The sequence below is a fragment of the Chryseobacterium cucumeris genome (assembly GCF_016775705.1).
GTDB lineage: Bacteria > Bacteroidota > Bacteroidia > Flavobacteriales > Weeksellaceae > Chryseobacterium > Chryseobacterium cupriresistens.
Genome location: NZ_CP068760.1, coordinates 640,395 through 663,376, shown reverse-complemented (window position 1 = coordinate 663,376; position 22,982 = coordinate 640,395). Strand labels below are relative to the sequence as shown.

General features: G+C 37.0%; 18 protein-coding genes. 12 read left to right on the top strand and 6 right to left on the bottom strand.

Annotated elements, in window-relative coordinates; translation table 11 throughout:
- Window positions 1-115: 115 nt before the first annotated feature.
- Window positions 116-910 carry an SDR family oxidoreductase gene (locus tag JNG87_RS03030; RefSeq protein ID WP_202841614.1) on the bottom strand — a complete coding sequence of 265 codons (795 nt, stop codon included), beginning with the start codon at window positions 908-910 and terminating at the stop codon, window positions 116-118.
- Between the two features lie 252 nt (window positions 911-1,162).
- On the opposite strand from JNG87_RS03030, the gene JNG87_RS03025 reads away from it, so the two are divergent.
- From JNG87_RS03025 to JNG87_RS03010, 4 genes are all read left to right on the top strand, one after another.
- Window positions 1,163-1,861 carry a hypothetical protein gene (locus JNG87_RS03025; RefSeq protein WP_202841613.1) on the top strand — a complete coding sequence of 233 codons (699 nt, stop codon included), beginning with the start codon at window positions 1,163-1,165 and terminating at the stop codon, window positions 1,859-1,861.
- Window positions 1,862-2,155: 294 nt separating this feature from the next.
- A complete protein-coding gene (locus JNG87_RS03020; RefSeq protein WP_202841612.1) occupies window positions 2,156-5,044 on the top strand; it encodes a SusC/RagA family TonB-linked outer membrane protein in 2,889 nt (962 codons plus the stop codon).
- 25 nt (window positions 5,045-5,069) lie between these two features.
- The gene (locus JNG87_RS03015) at window positions 5,070-6,578 is read left to right on the top strand and encodes a RagB/SusD family nutrient uptake outer membrane protein (RefSeq protein ID WP_202841611.1); all 1,509 of its coding nucleotides are present in this window, start codon (window positions 5,070-5,072) and stop codon (window positions 6,576-6,578) included.
- A 108-nt stretch (window positions 6,579-6,686) separates the two neighbouring features.
- Window positions 6,687-8,513 carry an alkaline phosphatase gene (locus tag JNG87_RS03010; RefSeq protein ID WP_202841609.1) on the top strand — a complete coding sequence of 609 codons (1,827 nt, stop codon included), beginning with the start codon at window positions 6,687-6,689 and terminating at the stop codon, window positions 8,511-8,513.
- A 214-nt stretch (window positions 8,514-8,727) separates the two neighbouring features.
- On the opposite strand, the gene JNG87_RS03005 is transcribed toward JNG87_RS03010, so the two are convergent.
- The 5 genes from JNG87_RS03005 to JNG87_RS02985 form a co-directional block, all read right to left on the bottom strand.
- The gene (locus JNG87_RS03005) at window positions 8,728-9,726 is read right to left on the bottom strand and encodes a phosphatidylinositol-specific phospholipase C (protein ID WP_202841607.1); all 999 of its coding nucleotides are present in this window, start codon (window positions 9,724-9,726) and stop codon (window positions 8,728-8,730) included.
- A gap of 326 nt (window positions 9,727-10,052) precedes the next feature.
- Entirely contained in the window at window positions 10,053-10,736 is a 684-nt protein-coding gene (locus JNG87_RS03000) for a hypothetical protein (RefSeq protein WP_202841605.1), read from the bottom strand.
- A gap of 233 nt (window positions 10,737-10,969) precedes the next feature.
- Window positions 10,970-12,193 (bottom strand): 3-phosphoshikimate 1-carboxyvinyltransferase, encoded by a 1,224-nt coding sequence (locus JNG87_RS02995; RefSeq protein ID WP_202841604.1) that lies wholly within the window; start codon window positions 12,191-12,193, stop codon window positions 10,970-10,972.
- A 69-nt stretch (window positions 12,194-12,262) separates the two neighbouring features.
- A complete protein-coding gene (locus JNG87_RS02990; RefSeq protein WP_034692883.1) occupies window positions 12,263-12,589 on the bottom strand; it encodes a nucleotide pyrophosphohydrolase in 327 nt (108 codons plus the stop codon).
- Entirely contained in the window at window positions 12,589-13,998 is a 1,410-nt protein-coding gene (locus JNG87_RS02985) for a hypothetical protein (protein WP_202841602.1), read from the bottom strand. The genes JNG87_RS02990 and JNG87_RS02985 overlap by 1 nt, the downstream gene beginning before the upstream one ends.
- Window positions 13,999-14,183: 185 nt before the next feature.
- Here JNG87_RS02985 and JNG87_RS02980 point away from each other — a divergent pair, with 185 nt between their 5' ends.
- The 8 genes from JNG87_RS02980 to JNG87_RS02945 all read left to right on the top strand — a co-directional run bounded on the left by JNG87_RS02980 (window position 14,184) and on the right by JNG87_RS02945 (window position 22,934).
- On the top strand, window positions 14,184-14,435 hold the full coding sequence (locus tag JNG87_RS02980) for a type B 50S ribosomal protein L31 (RefSeq protein ID WP_062702555.1): 252 nt from the start codon (window positions 14,184-14,186) through the stop codon (window positions 14,433-14,435).
- A gap of 104 nt (window positions 14,436-14,539) precedes the next feature.
- Window positions 14,540-15,700: a putative sugar nucleotidyl transferase gene (locus JNG87_RS02975; protein WP_202844178.1), complete on the top strand. Its 1,161-nt coding sequence runs from the start codon at window positions 14,540-14,542 to the stop codon at window positions 15,698-15,700.
- 99 nt (window positions 15,701-15,799) lie between these two features.
- On the top strand, window positions 15,800-16,309 hold the full coding sequence (locus tag JNG87_RS02970) for an RNA polymerase sigma factor (protein ID WP_002976192.1): 510 nt from the start codon (window positions 15,800-15,802) through the stop codon (window positions 16,307-16,309).
- Window positions 16,284-16,973, top strand: a complete 690-nt coding sequence (locus JNG87_RS02965; protein ID WP_202841601.1) for a hypothetical protein — start codon at window positions 16,284-16,286, stop codon at window positions 16,971-16,973. Before JNG87_RS02970 ends, JNG87_RS02965 begins: the two co-directional genes overlap by 26 nt.
- A 16-nt stretch (window positions 16,974-16,989) precedes the next feature.
- Entirely contained in the window at window positions 16,990-18,276 is a 1,287-nt protein-coding gene (locus tag JNG87_RS02960) for a DUF4252 domain-containing protein (protein ID WP_228406597.1), read from the top strand.
- 87 nt (window positions 18,277-18,363) lie between these two features.
- Window positions 18,364-19,068, top strand: a complete 705-nt coding sequence (locus JNG87_RS02955; RefSeq protein ID WP_110011688.1) for a hypothetical protein — start codon at window positions 18,364-18,366, stop codon at window positions 19,066-19,068.
- 188 nt (window positions 19,069-19,256) lie between these two features.
- Complete coding sequence (guaB, locus tag JNG87_RS02950) at window positions 19,257-20,717, top strand: IMP dehydrogenase (protein WP_110011687.1); 1,461 nt, start codon at window positions 19,257-19,259, stop codon at window positions 20,715-20,717.
- A 348-nt stretch (window positions 20,718-21,065) separates the two neighbouring features.
- Window positions 21,066-22,934, top strand: coding sequence for a GEVED domain-containing protein (locus tag JNG87_RS02945; protein WP_202841600.1), 1,869 nt, complete (start codon window positions 21,066-21,068; stop codon window positions 22,932-22,934).
- The last annotated feature ends 48 nt before the right edge of the window (window positions 22,935-22,982 follow it).

Below are 22,982 nucleotides of genomic sequence, written 5' to 3'. Positions count from 1 at the left end.
TTCTGAATATGAAAAGGAATCTCTATAAAATACAAAAGATTCTTCACTGCATTTCTGAACTACGTTCGCAGACTTTCAGTCAGTGTTCAGAATGACAATGCGCCTTATCAATCAACTAATTTTTATCCAGTTTATTATACTTCTTCATCAAATTCTCATAAGTTCCCTGCGGAAGAATCCATTTCAAAGGAACCCCGATTTTCTGTCCGAATTTACCAAAATAATAATGCGCTTTCCATTTATTTTTTGCTAAAAGTTTTTCAATGTATTCTGCGACTTCCGAAGGCTCTGTTCCGTCATTCACGTGAGAATTCATCAGCGCATATACTTTGTCAAAAACATTTTTATAAGGCTGGGAGACCTGTGCAATGACTCTGTTGTCTGCAATATTGGTTTTAATATCTCCCAGATGCAGAGAGCATACATCAATATTCCATGGGTAAACTTCATATCTCATCGCTTCCGTTACTTTATCCAGAGCCGATTTAGAAGCCGAATAAAATCCGCGGAAAGGCAGACCCATTTCACTTCCGATACTGGAAACATTGATAATTTTTCCAAATTTGTGCTCACGCATATTCGGGAGTACGGCACTCATCATCTGTACAGGTCCGGCAAGATTCAGGCTGAAAAGCTTCAGAATATCTTCTTTCGTAGAATCTTCCACGGCTCCTACCATTCCCATTCCGGCATTGTTGATCAGAACATCAATTTTGGTTTCTGTTTTTAAAACCTCAGCTACAGCATTTTGAACTGCAGTATTGTCTGTCACATCAGTTGGGATCGATTTGAAGTATTGGCTTTCTGTATGTTTTCGGCTTAATCCGTATACTTTATGTCCTTTTTTACCAAAATATTCTGCCAATGCAAACCCGATTCCTGATGAGGTTCCTGTTATAATGATGGTCATTGAATTCGTATGATTTTTAATGTTTTTATTTTCTTCTGATACCAGTGAGACGTTTTTAATGGTCTGTGTTCAAAAGTAAATCTATTTTCAGCAAATGTAAAAAAAGAAAAATGAACTTTGATAGGAACAAAGCTGTAAAGTTGGATGTATTCTCTAACTGATTTAAAATATTTAGAAATAATCCATCAGTGTTGGAAAAGTTATTATATTTTAACTCCGGTAAAATTTAGTAATTAATTACGTTTTAAATTAATGATGAAAAAAGAACTGCTAATATTATTCATACTCAATTTTAGCTTTTATTGTACAGGACAAGAAATTAAAATTCCGGAGAATTTCACTGAACATTCTATTCCAAAAGTAGAATCTCCGGAATGGTTCGTTCTTATTCATTCTAAAGACTGTTATGCTGTCAAAAAAGACAATGGTAGATTGATTGTGGAAAAAACGAGCTATTACAAAAAAGATTCTGAATTAGAAATTGAAGATGGAACATTGATTGGAGAAAATAAAGGAGAATTTGGGGGAGCACTATACTTCCAGCCTAAAGAAGATAGAGAAAAAATTGAAATAAAATTTGGAAACATTGTTGATATTTTCAGATTTCAGAATAAGATCTATTTCACAGAAGGCTCAGGTATATGGGGAAGTTTGTATGAATTAAAAAAAGATTCAGCTTTCACTTATAATAGAGTCGAATCCTTTGGGGATTCATTAGAAGCTTTAACTATATTCAATGACAGTATTTACATTGCTTCTTTTCATGGCTTTTATAAAGTAGTGGATCAAAAAGCGACACTCCTTTTCAGGAAACAGTTTTGGGGGGGACTGTATCCAAACTCTGTAGTGGTATTCGATGAGGAAAATATTTTTATGGGAATACGAAGTGGAATTGTTAAGTTAAATCTTGTGAAAAAAACAGTTAATTTTTATACAGAAAAAGAAGTATAGTTTGTGTTTTAAGAATTAGATTCTTAAAATATTTTTCGTTCAAACCGCTGAATTGCGTTTTTTTTATTCCTATCATGGAATAAATTTAAGACAAACTTAATATTAATTCATTATTCATCATCGGAGGAATGATTACTTTTAATTACATATGTTTCTGAAAAACAGGTGTTTAATTTTATTTTGTGGTAGTTAGTACCTGAAAAAATCTAAAATTTCTTAATAAAAACATAAGAAAACCTTAATGAGGCATGGAAGCAGACTGATCTAATTTTGCACCTAATCAAAAAGGAGATCATGAATGTATTTAAAATCCCTGTATCCGTAACTTATTTAACGGGAAGGGTATTACTTATTGGTGCAATATCGGCTTCACCGATATTCCTCGCTCAGAAAAAAGACAGCTTAAAAGAAAAATCCATCGACGAGATTGTTGTTGTCGGCTACGGAACACAGAAAAAAAGTAAAGTTTCCGGAGCCGTTTCGGAGGCTTCGTTGGATAAGCTAACCTCCAGATCTTTATCCGGAGTAGGAGAAGTTCTTCAGGGGAAAGCTCCCGGAGTAACTGTAGTGAACGAAGGTGGAGATCCTAACGGAGCACCGAAGGTCAATATTCGTGGTCTGGGAGGAATCAATGGAGAAACACCTTTGTATGTGGTGGATGGAGTGGTTTTCAACGGAACACCCTCTATCAATCCGAATGATATTCAGGATATTTCTGTACTTAAAGATGCCTCTGCGGCCATTTATGGAGCAAGATCTTCAGGAGGGGTTATTCTGATTACCACTAAAAAAGGGAAGAAAGGGAATCTAGCAGTAGATTTTGATGTTAAGTACGGCGTAAACCAGGCATGGAGGCTGAAAGAATCCCTGAATGCGGCAGAATTTCAGGACGTGATGTACAAAGCCTATGAAAATGCCGGGAAACTGGGAAGTCTGCCAACTGCTTTTAATCCTAATCAATATCCGGACGGAAGAATTACCAGAACAGACTGGATGAAAGAAATTTTTAGAACAGGAACCATTCAGGAATACAATATTAATCTTAGCGGAGGAAGCGAAAAATCCAGATATTTTGTGGGCATGAACCACAGAAGCCTTGAGGGGATTTTACTGAATACTCAGGCAAAACGATACAATTTCAGAGTCAATTCCGAACATAAAGTAAAAGATTGGCTGACGATCGGAGAAAATATGTACTATAATTACTCTGACGGCAATACAGCCGATACCAAAAGTGGATATACAGGAGCTTTGATAGCGGCTATGTACTATCCGCCCAATGTTCCGGTATATACGCCGAGTGGTGCGTTTTCCGGACTGCCGATTGATGTGGCAGGTGGTTACGGAGATATGATCAATCCTGTTGCTTATCTTAAAAGAATCAGCATCAGAAATCCTACCCACGAGATTTTAATTAATCCTTATGCTGAAATTACACTGGCAAAAGATTTAAAATTCCGTTCCAATTTCTCACAGACTTTTAAGCTGGGGGATGTAAAAAACTTTACATACAGAGTCCTTGAGATTGGGAAAATTTTTGATACCAATAATCTGGAATACCAATCCAATAATTCTTCAACAGCGCTTGCAGAACAATTGTTAACCTATAAAATCTCAGCAGGACAGCATAATTTCGATTTCCTTGGAGGATTTACTTTTCAGAAAACAATTGATGATGGTTTTGTGGCAAAATCGTATGACTTCAGAAGTGAAGCTGAGGTTTTCCAGCACCTTCAGAACGCTGCGGATACCAATAAAGATGTTTCCAGTTACAGATTTAAGCAATCTTTGGTTTCTTATCTGGCGAGGGTAAACTACGACTATGCAGGAAAGTATATTGTAAGTTTATTGGGAAGACGTGATGGCTCTTCACTGGTAGCAAAACAGAACAGATTTGCTAATTACTATGCCGTTTCCGGTGCCTGGGTGGTTTCGAAAGAAAACTTTATGAAAGATATCTCATGGCTTTCAAGTCTGAAATTAAGAGGCAGTTACGGTATTTTGGGTAACCTTGGAGGAATTTCACCACAGGCTGTGAATCCGTTGATGACCAGAGATAATAATGTCATTTTCGGTCAGGATCCATCTCAGAATATTGCTTATTATGCCACCACACGTCCGAATCCGGACCTGAAATGGGGTAAATCTGAGCAGACCAACTTCGGGGTAGATGCTTCCTTCCTTCATAACAGCCTTTCCCTACAGTTCGATTACTTTGTGAAAAATTCCAAAGATCAGATTTTCAACGTAAGCTTGCCAAGTACGGCAACGTACAATAATCAGTATGTGAATGCGGGATTATTCCAGGATAAAGGGTACGAATTGGGAATTAATTATAACAAAGTAGTTTCAGGTGATTTCACGTTCTCAATAGGAGCTACGATGAGTCAACTAAAAAATACGGTGAAGCAGCTTGCCAATGTGGATGAGATCTTCATCAATGATAACGGAGTAAGAGGAGTATTGAAGCCAACCCGTGTAAAAGTAGGCGATCCTTTGTATTCTTTCTATGGTTATAAGACCGGAGGGATTTTCCAGACTCAGGAAGAAATCAACAATTATAAAGATGCCAACGGAAATCTTATCCAGCCCAATGCCAAGCCGGGAGATATCAAATTCCTGAAAAAGGAAGGAAATACCGGAGTGCTTAATAATAATGATTTTGTTAATCTTGGAAGTCCATATCCTAAGTTCTCCTATGGCTTTTCATACAATATGACCTGGAAAAACTTTGATCTGAATTTATTCTTCCAGGGCGTTTACGGAAATAAAATTTTCAACGGAATGAAGTTTATTTCGTTGAATCCGGGTGGAACGGGACAAAACTATAATATGGACAGAGATATCCTGAATGCATGGACACCTCAGAATACGAATACCGATATCCCAAGACTGGTACACGGTGACCCAAGCGGCAATTATTCCAAAGTATCAGATTTCTACGTGGAAGACGGATCTTACTTAAGGCTGAAAAACCTTACCATCGGGTATTCATTACCAAAAGAATTGTACCATAAACTGGATGTAAACAAAGTGAGAGTGTATGTAACCACCAACAACCTGTTTACCATAACGAAATATACAGGATTTGATCCTGAAGTAGGAATGAACTCTTACGGAGTAGATACCGGAAGATATCCTCAGGCACGCTCATTCATCTTCGGAGTAGAGATCGGATTATAATTTTTAACCAACAAAAAGTAAAAAAATGAAATTTTTCAATAAAATATTGTTAGTATCAGGAATATCCGTAATGCTTTTGTCATGTACAGGCGAACTGGATGTTCAACCTGAAGGAACACCTACCGAAGCCAGCTTCTGGAAAACAGAAAACGATCTTATTACCGGGGCAAACGCGATGTACAAGCCTTTATTCGATGGTGAATTTTACGGCAGAGGTTTGTTCTGGTTTATCAATGCCAGTGATGATATGGTAACCGGAAGAGCAAAAAGTGAAGCAGATAATGCAAAAAACTTCAGCAGTAATTATATCGCGGCAGGAGACCTTGAAACCCAGTGGAATAAAAGATATAATGTGATTGGAGTGGCCAACCGTGTGATCCGTAATGTTGATAATATCCAGACTTCTCAGGCCATTAAAAACAAATACCTTGGAGAAGCTTTATTTATGAGCAGCAGAATGTATTTTGAGCTGGCTTATTCTTACGGAAATGAAAAAGCGGGAGTTCCGATCATAGACCGTTCAAAAGACCCTGATCCTAATCCGATTCCAAGAGCAGCCAACGTAATGGAAAATTACACGTACATTGTCAACGACCTGAAAAGAGCTGCCGAATTATTACCTGCACAGGCAGAACTTCCTGCAAAGGATTACGGAAGACCTCATAAAGCTGCTGCCTGGGCATTGTTAGCAAAAGTATATCTGTTTATGAAAGACTGGAAGAATGCAGAATTCTGGGCTAATGAAGTAATGACCAAAGGAAACAGAGCCTTATTAGGTAATTTTGCTGATGTCTTCAAAGCTGAAAATAACTACAGTTCAGAATACATCTGGTCTGTTCCGGGAACTACAAAGTTTACTGCCTGGGGAAGTATTCTTCCGGGAGTAATGCTTGAAAACAAAGGATGGGGAGAATATAACGGATGGGGATATTTTCAGCCAACAAAAGAGTTATTTGATGAATACGAAACGGGTGACCTTAGACGAAGTGCTACCATTCTGAAAATTGGAGATAAATTTACCTTCAACGGAAAAGAAAGAACATACGCTTCTACAAATTCCCTTACCGGATACCAGTTTAATAAATATATGGATGCCTTCAAATATGAGCTGAAAAATGGTCACGTGAGTGCCAACGGAGATTATCCATGTACAGACCTTGCCGTTCCGATCATGCGTTACGCTGAGGTGATCCTGATCAAAGCAGAAGCTTTACTGATGCAGGGAAAATCTGCTGATCAGGAGATCAATATGATCAGAGCACGTGCAGGTTTATCTGCTAAAAACGGATGTACAATGGCAGATCTGAAGCATGAAAGACGTTGCGAACTGGCGGGTGAATGGGCAGACAGACACAGAGACCTTGTGCGTTGGGGAGATGCGCAGGCTGCTTATGCTAAACCTCTGCATGGTATCAACGGACAGGTAGTCTGGGCCGCAAGAAACTTTAATCCGGCTGTACATAATGTTTGGGCAGTTCCACAGGCTGAAATCGTAAACAGTCATGGGATCATTAAACAAAATGAAGGCTGGTAAAATTTAATCTTTATCTACAAGCCACTATATCATTGCAGAACTTTCTGTGATGATATAGTTTTTTCAAAGGCAGGCCTTTCTGGTCTGTAAAATTATAAAGTTAAACGAATGAAACTATCAAAAATATGGGCTGTACTGGCCCTGGCTGTTTTTTCTGAAAATCAGGCACAGAATTATTTAAAGTATAATGTAGGGAATGCCCATTCGCATAATGACTATATGCAGGACATCCCTTTCTGGCAGGCATATTATGCCAATTTCGGTTCTATAGAAGCAGATGTTTTTCCGGTAAAAGACCAGCTTTGGGTTGCTCATACTGAAAAAGAACTTTCTCCGGACAGAACATTGGAAAGTCTTTATCTCGATAATATTTCAAAACAGATTAAGCTGAACAAAGGAAATATCTATCCTGATGCTGGTAAGAAACTTCAGTTGCTGATTGATATTAAGCAGGATTATAAAACATCATTGGATGCTTTAGTCAGTATATTCAGGAAATACCCGGAAATTACGGGTAATCCGGGAATTAAAATTGTGATTACCGGAGGAAGACCTCAGCCTGCAGATTTTAAGAACTATCCCAACTATCTTTACTTTGACGGAGATCTTGACCAAAATTATTCTGAAGATCAGCTGAAAAGAATCGGAATGTTCAGTGCAGATCTTCCGGGATTGGTAAAATGGAACGGGAAAGGAATTCCAAGGGATGAAGAAACCGCAAAAATTAAAACTGCGGTTGATAAAGCTCATGCGAAGCAAAAACCTGTTCGCTTTTACGGAGCTCCGGATTTTCCGAATGCATGGGTAAATCTGATGGATTTAGGTGTAGATTATATCAATACCGATCATATTCCTGATCTTAAAAAATTCATGAACACCATTCCGAAAAACTTTTATAAAAATACAAAAGAGTACAGCACTTATACTCCAACTTATCAATCAGACGGAGTAGAAAAAAAAGTAAAGAATGTCATCCTTCTTATTCCGGACGGAACTTCTTTACCGCAATATTATGCTGCCTTTACAGCTAATAAAGGGAAACTGAATGTTTTCAATATGAAATCCACAGGGCTTTCCAAGACCAATTCATCCAATGCCTATATTACAGATTCAGCACCGGGTTCTACAGCGTTCGCAACAGGAGTGAAAACCAAAAACACTTTTGTCGGAGTTGACAATATGGGAAAAGCACTGGCACAGATCCCTGATATCATTGCTGAAAAAGGAATGGTTTCAGGTCTGATTTCCACAGGAGATGTTACAGATGCAACGCCAGCTGATTTCTACGCCCATTCGGATAACAGAAACAGTTCGGAACCTATTCTGAAAGATTTTGCAGCTTCAAAAACGAAAATCCTGGTCGGTGGCCCTACAAGTGGCTTGTCTCAGGAAAATATGCAGAAATTTAAAGATGCCGGAATCGATCTCTATCAGGATTTGAAATCAGTAACGAAAATCAATAACCGTACGCTGGTTATTGATCCTCTGGCCTCACAAAGAATCAGCAATGGAAGAGGAAACTGGCTTGCAGATGCCTTTGATCTTACTTTAAATGATTTAAAGAACAATAAAAAAGGGTTCTTTATAATGATTGAAGCATCACAGACTGATGGAGGAGGACATAGCAATAATATAGAACATCTGGTGACGGAATTACTGGATTTCGACCATGTTGTAGGGAAAGCTATGAAATTTGCTGACGAAAATAAAGAAACCTTAGTGATTGTAGTGGGGGATCATGAAACCGGAGGTTTAACACTTTTAGATGGCAGTCTGAAAGAGGGTTGGGTATTCGGAAACTTCAGTACGAATGATCATACCTCTATTCCGTCAAGTGTTTTTGCGTACGGACCGAATTCAAAAGAATTCACAGGATTGTTCGAAAACACTGAAATCTTCAACAAAATACTGGCTGCTTACGGAATTAAGAAATAGCTTTTTTACACTTTTACTTTTACAAAGAGAGATTGTTTCATTGCTGGAACAGTCTTTTTTTATGAATTAATTTAGAATTCCCGCAGATTCTACAGATTAAGCAGATGGTTGAGTTAATCTGCGTTATCTGCAAAATCTGCGAGAGATAAAAGCAGAACAAAAAGGCTGTCTCAAAAAGAGAGACAGCCTTTGAATAAATCTAACAAATAATAATTTAGAAATTGGTGTTAACGATCAATTGAGAAAGTTCGGCATTCACAAAGTCAATCGGCATTATTCCGAATGTACCCTGAGTATTGGTCTGGAAGAATGTTTTAAGTCTTGGATTGATATTATTGGATACGGTAGGAATGCTTGGGATCCCGAAGATTCCAGGTTTATAGCCGCTGGTGAAATTCAAGAAAAGTTTGCCATTCGTATCATTTTTAGCTTCGTTAAGCAGGCGGGAGATGGCATTCCACTTATCATCATTGTTGGTCACCTTGTAATAATCCTGAACTTTCAGCTGTACGCCTGAGTTATTGATGTCAAAAGTAGTATTGTCAGCCCAGGGTGAAGCATTGATCCCCTTGGTTGTTCCCGAAGAAAACCTTCTTAATAACTTGATCTTTCCTCTTATAGCTCCCAGTGTGGGAATATTGGCTCCAAGATCCCATTTAGACGGATTTTTCTGTACATAAGAATCAAAAGTCTGTTCAAAAGTTCTGGTGGTGTTGGAAGCATCATATTCTTCTTTAACAGACATGATAATGGTTTCTGACGGATTGTTCTGAAGGAATGTATAACAGGCATTCAATACATCATCAAAATTCATATTCTGATAAATTGCACCATGATGAATGGTAAAAGCATTGTCAATATGTCTGCAGCGGATATCCAGAAAACGTACACCGGCATTCAGCTGTTCTGCAATGCTGAGATCCTGGGTTTTAGCCGTACCTGATACAACAGGGGCATCTATACGAGCTCCGGAATCATGAGTACCGGGAATTGATATTTTTGAAATAGAAATATTATCCTGAATACCGGCCATCCAGCTATTCAGAGAAACAGGCAGTAATGAAGCTCTGCCAGCTGTTTTTGTTAAAGAAGGGACATTGTTTTCGTTGGAATCCCTTTCCAGGATACTGTCGTTTGAACAGGAAAAAAAGATGGATGCAGTAACCACTCCGAGAGTGATGGCTGTCATACGTTTCATGCTTTGTTTGAACATAGTTTTTTTATTTTTAAAGTAGCTTAAAAATAAGAATATATCAAAGCATTAGGAGTTAATTTAACTTTAAGAGATAATTAAGTTGGTCTAAAGTAAGGAAGGTGGTTGAGGGAAAATAAATTTTTATTAACGCAAAGATTATTTTCTATTCTTAAAATATTGAGGAAGCAGAGATGAAATCAATAAATTGATTCTTTCTAAGCGGATGCATAACAATTAAGCTTCATCAGCGACATTGTCGCCTTCTTTGCTTTCTTTAAATAGAACTATAGAATTGTTTTCTTTGCGTTTTCAAAAGATATAGCTTTTCCAGATAGAAGTCTCTCTTAAAACGCAAAATCCTCCTTCAATCCGGGAATTTTGAACTTGTGGTCTCCGATAAAGAAATCATTCATTTTAATAAGAGCCGGGAATTTATGAGTAAATTCTTTATGTAAGTTTTCGGGTAGTTTGGTATCATCATCACAGGAGGAATATTCTCTGTCAACAATTACTTGGCCTGTAGAAAAATTAATTTCATTGGTGAAACTGAAATCACAGGTATCTTCAAAATGATCGTACAAACCTATCAGATAAAAATCTCCGTTCTGAAATCTGAACGTATGTTTATATTGCTGTGTATGCCTTGAATTGGTAAAAAACAGCTGTTCGATAACAATACAGTTATTTTTTATATTGATTGTAAGAGTATTATCAGAAGGATAAAATCCGAATCCGCTTGAAAAAATGATATCAGAATTTTCTTTCCATAGTTTCAGACCACTGTTTTCCTTTTTCAGAATATAGAAAACCCTTTTATAGTCACTTATACCTTCCGGGTTCTGCTCGTATGATGCTTTTATATTCGTATTAAATACCAGAACCGTTTCATCTTTTCCATCTTTGTCAAGATCGCCTTTGGCTTCTGCAATCTGAGTATAACCCTTCGGAACCGAAAAAATTTTCAGCTTCTGAGCAGATAAACCCGAAACAGCTAAGACAATCAAAAAGGAAAAGAAAGGTTTCATCATTATTATATTCAACTCGTTTAAACTTTTGTTTTTGAAACATTAAGATTGTATTAAGGTGTTGAGAGTATTAAAATGAGCTTTGCTTTTAAGCTTAAAAATCAGAATGATTCATCTTAACTATACTTTATTTCTTCAATTCTTCTTAATGTTTTTATTAAACAACTTCATTATAAAAATGTGGTAATCCGAAATAAAAATCATTTTTCAAATTACCACATTTTTATATTGTTAAATTAATGAGTCAGTATACTTTCAAGATCTTTCCAGAACATTGGATAAGACTTTTCCACTACATCTTCATCTTCAATATTGAGTTCCTTAATCAGGCAGAACGGAGCGAAACTCATCGCCATTCTGTGATCCTGATAGGTCTTGATCGAAATAGGGTCTTGTGCCTCTCCAAAACTGATTGATTTAATCGTCAAATCTGTGATCTCTGTTTCGGTACCCAGCTTTTTAAGCTCATTATATAAAGCCAGAAGCCTGTCGGTTTCCTTTACTCTTAAGGTCCCCAGTCCGGAAATCTCAAAAGGAATTTTTAAAGCGGCGGCTGTTACACAAAGAGTTTGTGCAATGTCCGGACAGTCGTTCATATCCAGCATAATTTTTTCCGGGAAAGAAAAATCAGGGTGAGGTTCAAGCGTTAGTTGATGCTCATCTTCAGAAAAAGTAGTTTTAATCCCGAAGAACTTTTCGTAGATATCAGCAATGGCAGAATCTCCTTGTGTGGATTCTTTATAAAAACTTTTCAGATGGATTGTTTTTCTTCCCAACGCACAGATAGAGTAGAAGTAAGAAGCCGAACTCCAGTCGCTTTCCACTTCATAATGTACAGCCTCAGCATTCTTGTCAGGACTGAAAGGCTCTACTTTGATGGCATTTCCTTCAAAACTGCTTTGGATGCCAAATCTGGTCAGGATGTCAAGCGTCATTTCAATATAAGATCTTGAAGTCACTTCTCCTACAAGATTAATGACTAATCCGTTTTCAAGTTTTCCTGCAATAAGAAGTAGAGAAGTGATAAACTGGCTTGAGATATTCGCCGGAACATTTACCGAAGTCTGGGTGATTTTTCTTCCTGTAATTTTTAAAGGAGGAAATCCTTCATTCTCTATATATTCAATTTCCACTCCAAGATCCCTCAATGCACTTACCAGATTTTTGATCGGTCTTTCTTTCATTCTTCCGGAACCTGTAAGAACAGTTGTCTTTCCTTCCTGAATAGAATAATAAGAAGTAAGAAAACGCATCGCCGTTCCTGCATGGTGGATGTCCACGGTTTCTGTGTTCTCAGATAATGCTTTTTTCAGCAGCTGAGTATCCTGGGAATTGGATAAATTCCCGATTTTTATATTACTAAACAGGCTTTCCAGAATCAATAAACGATTCGAAATACTCTTCGAACCGCTGATCTGTACTGTTTTATCTCCCGATAATTTTGATTTTTCTAGCTTCATTATGATCTACATTTCTAAAAAAATAATGAGTTACAAATTGATGTGGTATTCATAACTCATCATTTATATTTATTTCAATTTTTCGTTGTTCTGATGCCGGTCTTTATCACGGTCAGTTTTTATTTTCATTTTTCTGTCGAAAGCATCTTGCAGATTGACTCCGGTTTGGTTGGCCAGGCATAACGTAACAAAAAGCACATCTGCCAGTTCTTCACCAAGATCTTTGTTTTTATCACTTTCCTTCTCGCTTTGTTCGCCATATCTTCTGGCAATGATCCTTGCTACTTCACCCACTTCTTCTGTCAGCATGGCCATATTGGTAAGCTCATTAAAATACCTTACACCGATGGTTTTGATCCATTCATCTACCTGCTGCTGTAACTGTGTAATTTCCATTATTGATAAGCTCCTAGAGTTGGGTTGGTGGTTCTGGAAACATTCACAATATCAAAAGGTACAGTTGCTGCAACAGCTGTATTTCCTTTTCCAAGAGCCGGAGAACCAGGTTTTACTCTTAAATTCATTTTAGCCATAAAATAATTGACAAACTGTGGTTCTGCATTCTTGACCGTTTGTATCACATTCGGATTATTGTCAAAAGTGAAGCCGGATCCTGTTGCACTGGTATATTTGATTAATGAATTTTGAAGTAAGAACTCAAACTGCTGCCCTGGGGTTTGTTCAAAATGAACCGCATCATCCCTGTCAGAATACACAATACTGTTTTTGATGTCAAGAAGCTGCAAAGCGCCCTGCTGTGATTGCCCCGCATCATTTTTCCATTCATTGGCTGCAAAAATTCCTGCTCTGTCAAAAGAACTCATCGTTCTGGAGTAATTGGCAATCGTAGCGTGAGTATAGCTGTGTTTTCCACCAAGGAAAATACCGATACATGATAAACCGCAATTGTTCATGACAAGATTATTGGCATTCACGGTAGAACCTACGGCATAAATTCCGTATTCAAAGAAAGTATGGATGAATGAATTGGTAATGGTAGCATTGGTTTGCTTCATGTCCAGTCCTCTCGTACCTCCGAAAAGTCTTGCATGGTTCATCTTAAGGGTAGAATTGGCCTCCATTTTAATAGAATTCCAGTTTTTAGGAATCGTATCATAATAAGGATCATTCCTGTCTCCGCGAAGAATAACCTGATCTGCCTGAGTACCGTTAATATTTAAGACCGCTCCGGAAGAAACTTTCATTCCGCTGTTTTTGTGGAAGTATACTTTCGTTCCGGGATTGATATCCAATGTTATATTAGGATTAATGGTAAGATTTCCGTAGATGATCTTTGCCTTATCATTATTCCATGTTGTGGAACTGGTAATTACATTCGGGTTGCCAGGAGTCTGAATAAAAAATTCTGCATCCTGAACGACAGAAAATAAAGTTACATGCTGTTGTCCTGTTGGACCGGTAAAAAGAACTTTGTCTTCTGCTATGGCCTCTGGTCCTGTAGCTTCCGGGGCAATTTCAACAAAAATATAAAGACTGTCTTTCTTTCTTAAAGGAACATTCTTAAAATCATATCCCGGTTTTCCATCTACATTGATTCTATATAATGAAGCGGCTCCTTTTTCAAGGTTCACTCTTGGGATCATAATATCCTTATCTTCATTATTATATACTTTTACAACATAAGTTTCTGAACGTACCTGATGGTATACCGTATCACAAAATACCGTATCTCTTGAGAAACGAAGTTCCTGCGTAGGGCTGTCAAACGTTATGTCATCTTTATTACATGATACTGCTACAAGTAACATCCAGAAGGAAAAAGCCAGTAATAATTTGAATTTCATTGAAATTAAAGTTTAAGTAAGTTCCAAATTTAACGAAAATACTTTAAATTTCTTATCAATAAAAAAATATTGAATTCAGTATTTGGAATTTTAAAAAAATGTTGTATTTTTGCAACCTAAAATTTAGCAGAGAAATATCCATTACTATTTCGAAAGCAAACTTTAATTTTTTTAAAAATAGTATTATGAAAAACGGAATCCACCCAGAAAATTATAGACTTGTTGTTTTCAAAGATATGAGTAACGACGAGATGTTTCTTTGCAAGTCTACTGCAGAAACAAAAGACACTATCGAGTACGAAGGACAAGAGTATCCTCTAATCAAAATGGAAATCTCTTCAACTTCTCACCCTTTCTACACTGGTAAAGTAAAACTAGTTGACACTGCAGGTAGAGTTGATAAGTTCATGAACAAGTATAAAAAATTCGCTAAGTAATTTTTGTACATTAAAAATATTAAAGTCTTCCAATTTTTGGGAGACTTTTTTTATTGTAAATTTGTTGATCTTGAATTTTAAACCTTAAACTTAAAAACTGAATGATGCAGTTGGTATTTTCAGACGCACAATACTGGGAAGATTTTCTTCCGCTTACTTTTACCCGCCCGGTTGCTGCTATGCGATGCGGAATCCTTACATTTTCTGAGAGATGGCAGAAAATACTTGAAAACACTGAGGTAACTTATTTCACAGAAATATATCTTCAGGATAAATTTAAAAGCCCTGAGGAAAAAGAAAGCCTTTTTCTTGTTCCGAATTTCCTGCCAACAGAAAACGTAATCCAACAAATTAAAGATCTTAAGCAAGGGGAGGCGCTGGTGTACGAAGACGAATTAATCGCCGCAAAAATCAATATGAAAGGTTTTTCTCTGAACCAGATTGAGAAAATGACAGATATTAAGGAAGATCTTGTTTTCTTTAAAAGGCCAAAAGATCTGTTTACCTATAATCATCATGCGATTGATTTTGACTTTGATCTGCTTACCAAAGGAAGAACTTCACAGGAATTGTCTTCAACCAATGGTTTCTTAGGTGATAAAAAAGATCTGTTTATTGAAGAAGGAGCTTATGTTGAATTCTCTACCATCAATACAAAAACAGGGAAGATTTATATCGGTAAGAATACTGAAGTGATGGAAGGCTGTCATCTTCGCGGGCCAATCGCTCTTTGTGATGATTCCAAATTTAATCTTGGGGCTAAAATTTATGGAGCTACCACAATTGGTCCTCACTGTAAAGTAGGTGGGGAAGTAAATAATATCATTATATTCGGATACTCCAGTAAAGGGCATGAAGGTTTTGTAGGAAACTCTGTGATTGGCGAATGGTGTAATTTCGGAGCGGATACCAATTCTTCAAACATGAAAAATAATTATGGAAATGTAAAATTCTGGAACTACAGAACAAAATCATTTGAAGATACAGGATTGCAGTTTGCAGGTCTTATTATGGGAGATCATTCCAAAACAGCTATCAATACACAATTGAATACAGGAACGGTAATCGGTGTTGCTTCTAATATCTTCAAACCAGGATTTCCACCTAATCTTGTGGAAAACTTTTCATGGGGCGGACTGAAAGATGATGAAAGATTCAAACTTGATAAAGTATATGAGGTAGCAGAAAGAGCCATGGCAAGGAGAAAAGTAGCTTTATCAGAAGAGGATAAAGCGATTCTGAAACATATTTTTGACACGTATTAATTCAATAAAATAAAAAACTTCAAATTTTTTTGAAGTTTTTTTATTTTTGATGTAATAGATAAGTAACTGCAATTGTCTTACCTATAAGAAACAAAACTCATGACCCAAGAAACTTTCAAGAATACGGTGTTTATTCTCAAAGACGAGATGTATCGTTTTGCGAAACGGTTTGTCATGAGCAGTGATGAAGCAGAAGATGTAGTACAGGATCTCATGATGAAGTTTTGGCAGAAGAGGGATGAGCTTGAGCAATTCGGGAATTTTAAATCCTATGCGCTGAAGTCGGTCCGGAACGAATGCCTGAACAGATTGAAGCATCACGACGTAAAGATCGGTTTTGCGGATATGCAGCTTCACCGCTCGGAGCTTTATAGTATGGAAGTTGATAACCTTAAGGAACATATTGTAGGATTTATCAATCAGCTCCCTGAGAAACAGAAGATGGTCATCCACTTGAAAGATGTAGAAGAATATGATGTTTCCGAAATTTCTGAAATGCTGGAAATGGAGGAAAATGCAGTAAGGGTAAACCTGATGCGTGCGAGACAAAAAGTAAAAGAACAAATTTCACAACTGATGAGCTATGAAAAAAGATCAATTACAAGATAAATACAACGAAGTCTTCCGGGAGATCAAGGAAGAAAAAATGGACTGGAGCTTTGAGGATTTTCTTCACACTGCAGAAAGTAGGGAAGCTGAACAGGATGCTGTACCTATTATTCCATTGGACGAAAAAAAGAAACCCTCTTTTCCCAAATGGTTCTGGATGGCCGCCAGTGTGATGTTGGTATTCGGAATCGGCTTATTTCTTAATGATAATAATTCCGGCACAGCAGATGTGCAGGACAGAGAAAAACTCGTAAAAGATGAAATCTTAAAACAAAAGTCCGGGTTTATGGAAGAAAACAGTGATCACCAGGAACAAGTAGCGGTGAATCATACCGATTCTATTTCCGGAGTGAAAAAAGATTCTGTTTTTCAGGATAACCAGGTGGCAGAGAAAGATGTAATGGATGAAATTCTGCCAAAAAGAGGAAGGCTTAAAAAAGAAAGAAAACCCAGATATGTTGATAATTCTTCCTTCCTGGGTAAAAATTTAAATGATTCTGCAACAGCATACAATGATTCTTATGTCATTGTAAACGGAAAAAGAATCAGCAGTGAAAAAGAAGCTATAGATGTTGCAAAATACTCCTTTATGAAGTTAGGAAGTGAGTTAAAAAAAACAGTAGCATCTTCTCAAAAAAATGAAAATCTTGACAGCGAATACTAAAAATCAGATCAATCTCATGAAAAAAATATTTTTTATAATAGCCATAATGCTGAGCAGCTTTGCAACTTATTCTGCACAGACTGAGAAATTAGACAAGCTTTTTCAGGATTTTGAAAAAAGAGGAAGAGTAACCTCTATCAACATCAAAAAACCGATGTTCAAGCTATTGAATACCATTGATGTTAATGATGCCTATATCGGAAAGATAAAACCTATACTGAACGATGTAGAAGGACTTAAAATTCTGATTATTCCTAAAATTACTTTCCCGGATCGTTTAAAAGATGAAAATCTTGCGAACATAAAAATGAATGAAGAAAAAACAGAGAGAATAAACAAGGCTTTAAACGCTCTCAACTTCAATGAGCTGATGTCCATGAGCAGTGACGGAACTTCTATGAAATTTCTGGCTGAAGAAGAAAAAGACAACTATCTGGAGAATCTGGTTTTTAATGTGGATTCCAAAGAAGAGAATATCATTTTTATCCTCAATGGAAAGATGAAGCTGTCGGATGTTAATAAGATCATTAATTCTGGTGAAACAACTACATCTTCTGTGACGAGTTCTGTAAGAAATGACCTTACATCAGGCAATACCTCTTCTTATCTGAATGGAGATAACAGGAATGTAGGCCAATTTTCAAAAATAGATGCCAGCGTGGGAGTAAATGTTACCTTCAAGCAGGAAAATACCAGCAGTGTAAAAGTAATTGCAGATGCAGATAAACTTCAATATGTTATCACCAAGGTGGAAGACGGAGTATTGAAAATATACGTAGACAATAAGGGAGTCCGTAATCTGAGATTTAAAAATCTTAATGTTAATGTTTCTGCTCCTTCTCTTCAAAGTATAAAAACTTCATCCGGAAGTATTTTTACAGCAGTGAATCCTGTTAATGAAAATAGTATGGAGATTGAAGCAGAGTCAGGTTCTGTTATTAAAGGAACTTTTAATGCGAGACAGGCTGCCAATGTTACAGCGAGTTCCGGAGCTGTTTTGACTGCTGAACTTACCACACAGAAACTGGCTTTGGATACCTCAAGCGGAGCAAGTGTAAGCTTATCCGGAGAAGCTGTTTCCGCCGTGATAGAAACGAGCAGTGGCGCTTCGTGTAAAGCAGATGACCTTAAAATTGCCACGGCAGTAGCTGAATCTACTTCGGGAGCAAGTCTTTCCTTATTGGTTACAGACAAACTGAAAGTAAATGTTTCTTCAGGAGCCGATGTAAAATTGAAAGGAAACCCTGAGCTGGATGCTAAAGTGGATAAAATTTCAGGAGGAAGCTTAAGGCAAATCAAGTAAAAACTAAAAATGATATCAACATCCCAAAATGATTAATTCCGTTGCTGTTCAATAATCCTGATAACTAATCCCCAAAACTTTTACCGCATGGAGAAATTAATAAGAGAAGTCCGGGTCCTTAAAATCTACGCCGCTGTACTTACCGTACTATGTGTAATGTTTTTCCTTCTTGCTTTTAAAAATCAGTCTTCCAACGAACGTTTCAAAGAAATAGATGTAGAACGTATCAATATCGTTGAGAAAGATGGAACTTTAAAGATGGTTATCAGTAATAAGGAGCGTCAGCATCCCGGATTGGTGAATCATAAGGAAATGAAACCCCGTGAAAGAGAAGCAGGACTTATTTTTTTCAATTCCCTGGGAGATGAATGTGGAGGGCTTGTGTATGACGGCAATGAGAAAGAATCCGGAATGGTCTATTCTGTAGACCAGAGAAATACAGATCAGATTATGCAGCTTCAGTATTTTGAAGGTTCAGGAAAAGATAAAAAAAGAGTATATGGTTTAAAGCTCTGGGATCGACCTGATGATTTCCCGATGGAGGATATTATTAAGGCTGCTGATTCTATAAAGAAACTGAATAATCCGGAAGCTTCAAAAAAAGCATTCGCACAACTACAGGAAAAAGGTAAACTGGGAAGTGAACGCTTTTTTGCAGGCAAGACAGCCAATGGTGATGTAGGCATATTTATCCGCGATAATAAAGGGAAAGTAAGATTAAAATTATACATCGATAAAAATAATCAGACCCATATTGAGAATATTGATGAAAATGGAAGTCTCATCAAATAGATCTTACATGATCATATTTAACCTATAAATAAAGTAGTTTCAAACTTATTCAATTATTTTGTACCGTAACCGTTCTTACAAAAGGGCGGTTTTTCGATTTAAGTTATTGATTATTAAATTTTATTTAAACTATCAAAAAGGATTTTCATATCTCACCAAAATAACCTAATTTTGCAAAGAAAGTAAAGATGTCTATTCATAACAAAATTGTAGAGACAGCCATCACTTTCGATGACGTTCTTCTAGTCCCTTCTTATTCAGAAGTTTTACCTAACCAGGTTTCATTAAAATCAAGACTTACCGACAAAATCACGCTGAATGTTCCGATAGTTTCCGCTGCGATGGACACTGTTACTGAAGCTGATCTGGCCATTGCTTTAGCAAGAGTCGGAGGGTTAGGATTTATCCACAAAAACATGACAATTGCTGAGCAGGCAGCTCAGGTAAACCGTGTAAAACGTTCCGAAAACGGAATGATATCTGATCCGGTTACGCTATCTAAAGATCATACTTTAGGGGAAGCTAAAGATCTTATGTCAAGATATAAGATTTCCGGCCTTCCGGTAGTGGATGCTGATAATGTTCTGATCGGAATTATTACCAACAGAGACGTAAAATATCAGGAAAATCTTGATATGAAAGTGGAAGAGATTATGACCAAAGATAATCTGATCACTTCAGATAAAGATACCAACCTTGAAAAGGCTAAAGAAATCCTTCTTAAAAACAGAGTTGAAAAACTTCCTATCGTAGATAAAGATAACAAACTTGTAGGTTTAATTACGATAAAGGATATCGATAATCAGTTGGAATATCCTAATGCTAATAAGGATCAAAACGGACGTCTTATCGTAGGAGCCGGAGTAGGTGTAGGAGAAGATACATTAGCGAGAATTGAGGCTTTAGTACAGGCTGGAGTTGATATTGTAGCCATTGATTCTGCACATGGTCATTCTAAAGGAGTTTTAGATAAAATTTCAGAAATCAGAAAAGCATATCCGAACCTTGATGTTGTAGGAGGAAATATCGTAACTGCAGAAGCTGCTAAAGACCTTATTGAAGCAGGAGCCAACGTGCTTAAAGTTGGAGTAGGACCGGGTTCCATCTGTACAACAAGAGTAGTTGCAGGAGTAGGTGTTCCTCAGCTATCTGCTATTTATAACGTTTACGAATATGCTAAGTCAAAAAATGTAACGGTAATCGCTGATGGTGGAATCAAACTTTCAGGAGATATCGTTAAAGCTATTGCGAGTGGTGCAGGAGCAGTAATGCTTGGTTCTCTTTTAGCAGGTACAGATGAGGCTCCGGGAGAAGAAATTATCTTCCAGGGAAGAAAATTCAAATCTTACCAGGGAATGGGAAGTCTTTCAGCAATGAAGAGAGGTGGTAAAGAAAGATATTTCCAGAGTGAAGCTAAAAAATTTGTTCCGGAAGGAATTGAAGGAAGAGTTCCGCATAAAGGAAAACTGGAGGATGTGATCTTCCAGTTGACAGGAGGTTTGAGAGCCGGTATGGGATACTGTGGAGCAAAAGATATTGAAACACTTCAAAAAGATTCCAAACTGGTAATGATTACAGGAAGCGGATTGAAAGAATCTCACCCTCATGATGTAATTATCACACAGGAAGCCCCAAATTATTCTTTATAAAAATATAATTGAATTTAAATATGAAAAACCGCACAATATGTGCGGTTTTTTTATTGTATGATTCTGTTTTAATAGTCTGGTTGACAGGGTGTTAATTTTAAATTATCTGTTTATTAAATTATCGATTTGGTTTTATTTTTCCGTTTTTTATAATTATAATATAAATAAAGTTTATTGTATTTGGTTTCGCGTTAATTTTATTTTATGATTTGAATGTAACAATATTTAGTTTTTTTCTACTAACTGTAATGAAATTTTAAATTTATTGCTTGTTTTAGTTGTGAGTATCACGGGTAAGAATGTAAAGGCTGTAAATTTTTAAATTGTTTAATTTTTTAAATTAGTAAAATGAAGAAAACTATCCTTTGTGGGGCTTTGTTACTATCCCTTTCAGTATCTGCACAGCAAAAAAAAGAGTGGTGTGACTTTGATAATGAACAGAGAGTACACCAAAAACAGAATGCGGAAATTGATGAAATGATTCGTAATATCCGTAACAAAGTTATTAGCAGTAATCAAAATACTACTGCTAAAAATGGAAGTGCGTACAAAATTGTAAATGGAGTTTATGAAATTCCTGTAGTTGTACACGTAATAGCACCTACGGGTGCGGCTATTGGTACTGCTTACAATAAGAGTGATGCACAAATTCAGGCCTGGCTGGATCATTGTAATGAAATGTATGCAGGAACTTATCAATGGGCTCAGGGAGTTCCGGCAGATTTTGGTACTGCTGCTACGATGCCGATTAAATTGGTATTGGCTAAAAGAGACCCTAACTGTAATGCTACTACAGGTATTATCAGATATAATGGAGGAGCACTTGCAGGATATGATACTTATGGAGTAAAGCGTAGTGGAGCAAATGGGGTTACTACGGATCAGGTAAAGACTATTGCGCCACACTGGCCGGAAGCGTCTTACTTTAATATCTATATCATGAATAAAGTAGATGGAGGTGGAACATATGGTATCATGGGATGGGCAGGGCTGCCTCAAAATGCCGATGCTAACTACGAATCCTTTATGAAATCTTTTGTAGTTACTTTACAGGATGATATTACTCTGGCTCACGAGTTTGGACATAGTATGGGATTACTTCATACATTTGGTAATGCTAACGCTCAGCCGCCACAAGGAACTACTTCTACGACCTACTGTCCACCAATGACTAATAATGACTGTAACAAAGACGATGATCAGGTTTGTGATACAGAAAGATCAAGAAGTTTGCTAAACGATCCTGCACCAACCAACAATGATATGAATTATTGTACAGGAACAAACTATCAGGGCGTACAGTATAATATGATGAACTATACCAATCCGATAGCATTTAAATTTACAAATGGACAGCATGACAGAGCAGCTCTTTACTTTTTCTTGATGAAAGGAGGGTTGAGTACTTCATTAGGTGCAACGGCTCCTTCTGCAGGAGCTGCAATTGGAACTCCTATTGCTGCTGCATGTAACCCAACAGGTATCACTACACCAAGTAACTATTTTGTAGGCCCTACTTTAGTAAAACTGGGAAATATTAATAATGCATCAACAGGATATTGGCAGGCTGCTGCTAATTTTTATGAAGATTATACAGGTGCAAACTGCTTAAGAGCAACATCAACTGAGCTTTCTGCAACGGGAACTCATAATCTTCAGGTGAATGTTTCAGATTCAAATAATGATGTAAGAATATGGATCGATTACAATAATAATGGTACTTTTGAAGCTTCTGAACTTGTAGGTTCAGCTGATAACATTATTGCGGATCCGGTTACCTTAATAGGTACGTACAGTACAACGATTACAGCCCCAGCCTCAGTAGTATTGAACACTCCACTAAGAATGAGAGTTCTTGTTGATGATGAGAACCCTAATATGACTCCTTGTGGGCAATTAATGTATGGGCAGGTTGAAGATTATACTGTAAAATTTGTTACCAATCTGGGAACAAGCGAAGTGAAAGCAGATAATGGTGATTTAACAGTTTATCCTAACCCGGTAGCAACCGGAGATAAAATCTTCATTAAAGCTAAAAATGGTAAAAATCTGAAGGTTTCTATTTCTGATATGTCAGGAAGATTGTTGGCAAGTCCAGCTGTGACTGAAGAAGGAAACGGTGTTTATAAAGTGGACCAGCAATTAGAAAAAGGAGTTTATATGATTCAGATTTCTAATGGAAAAGACAGTAAGTCTTCTAAATTGATCATTAAATAAACTGATCTTCATTCAGGTATATATAAATGTCTCCATTGTAATGGGGAC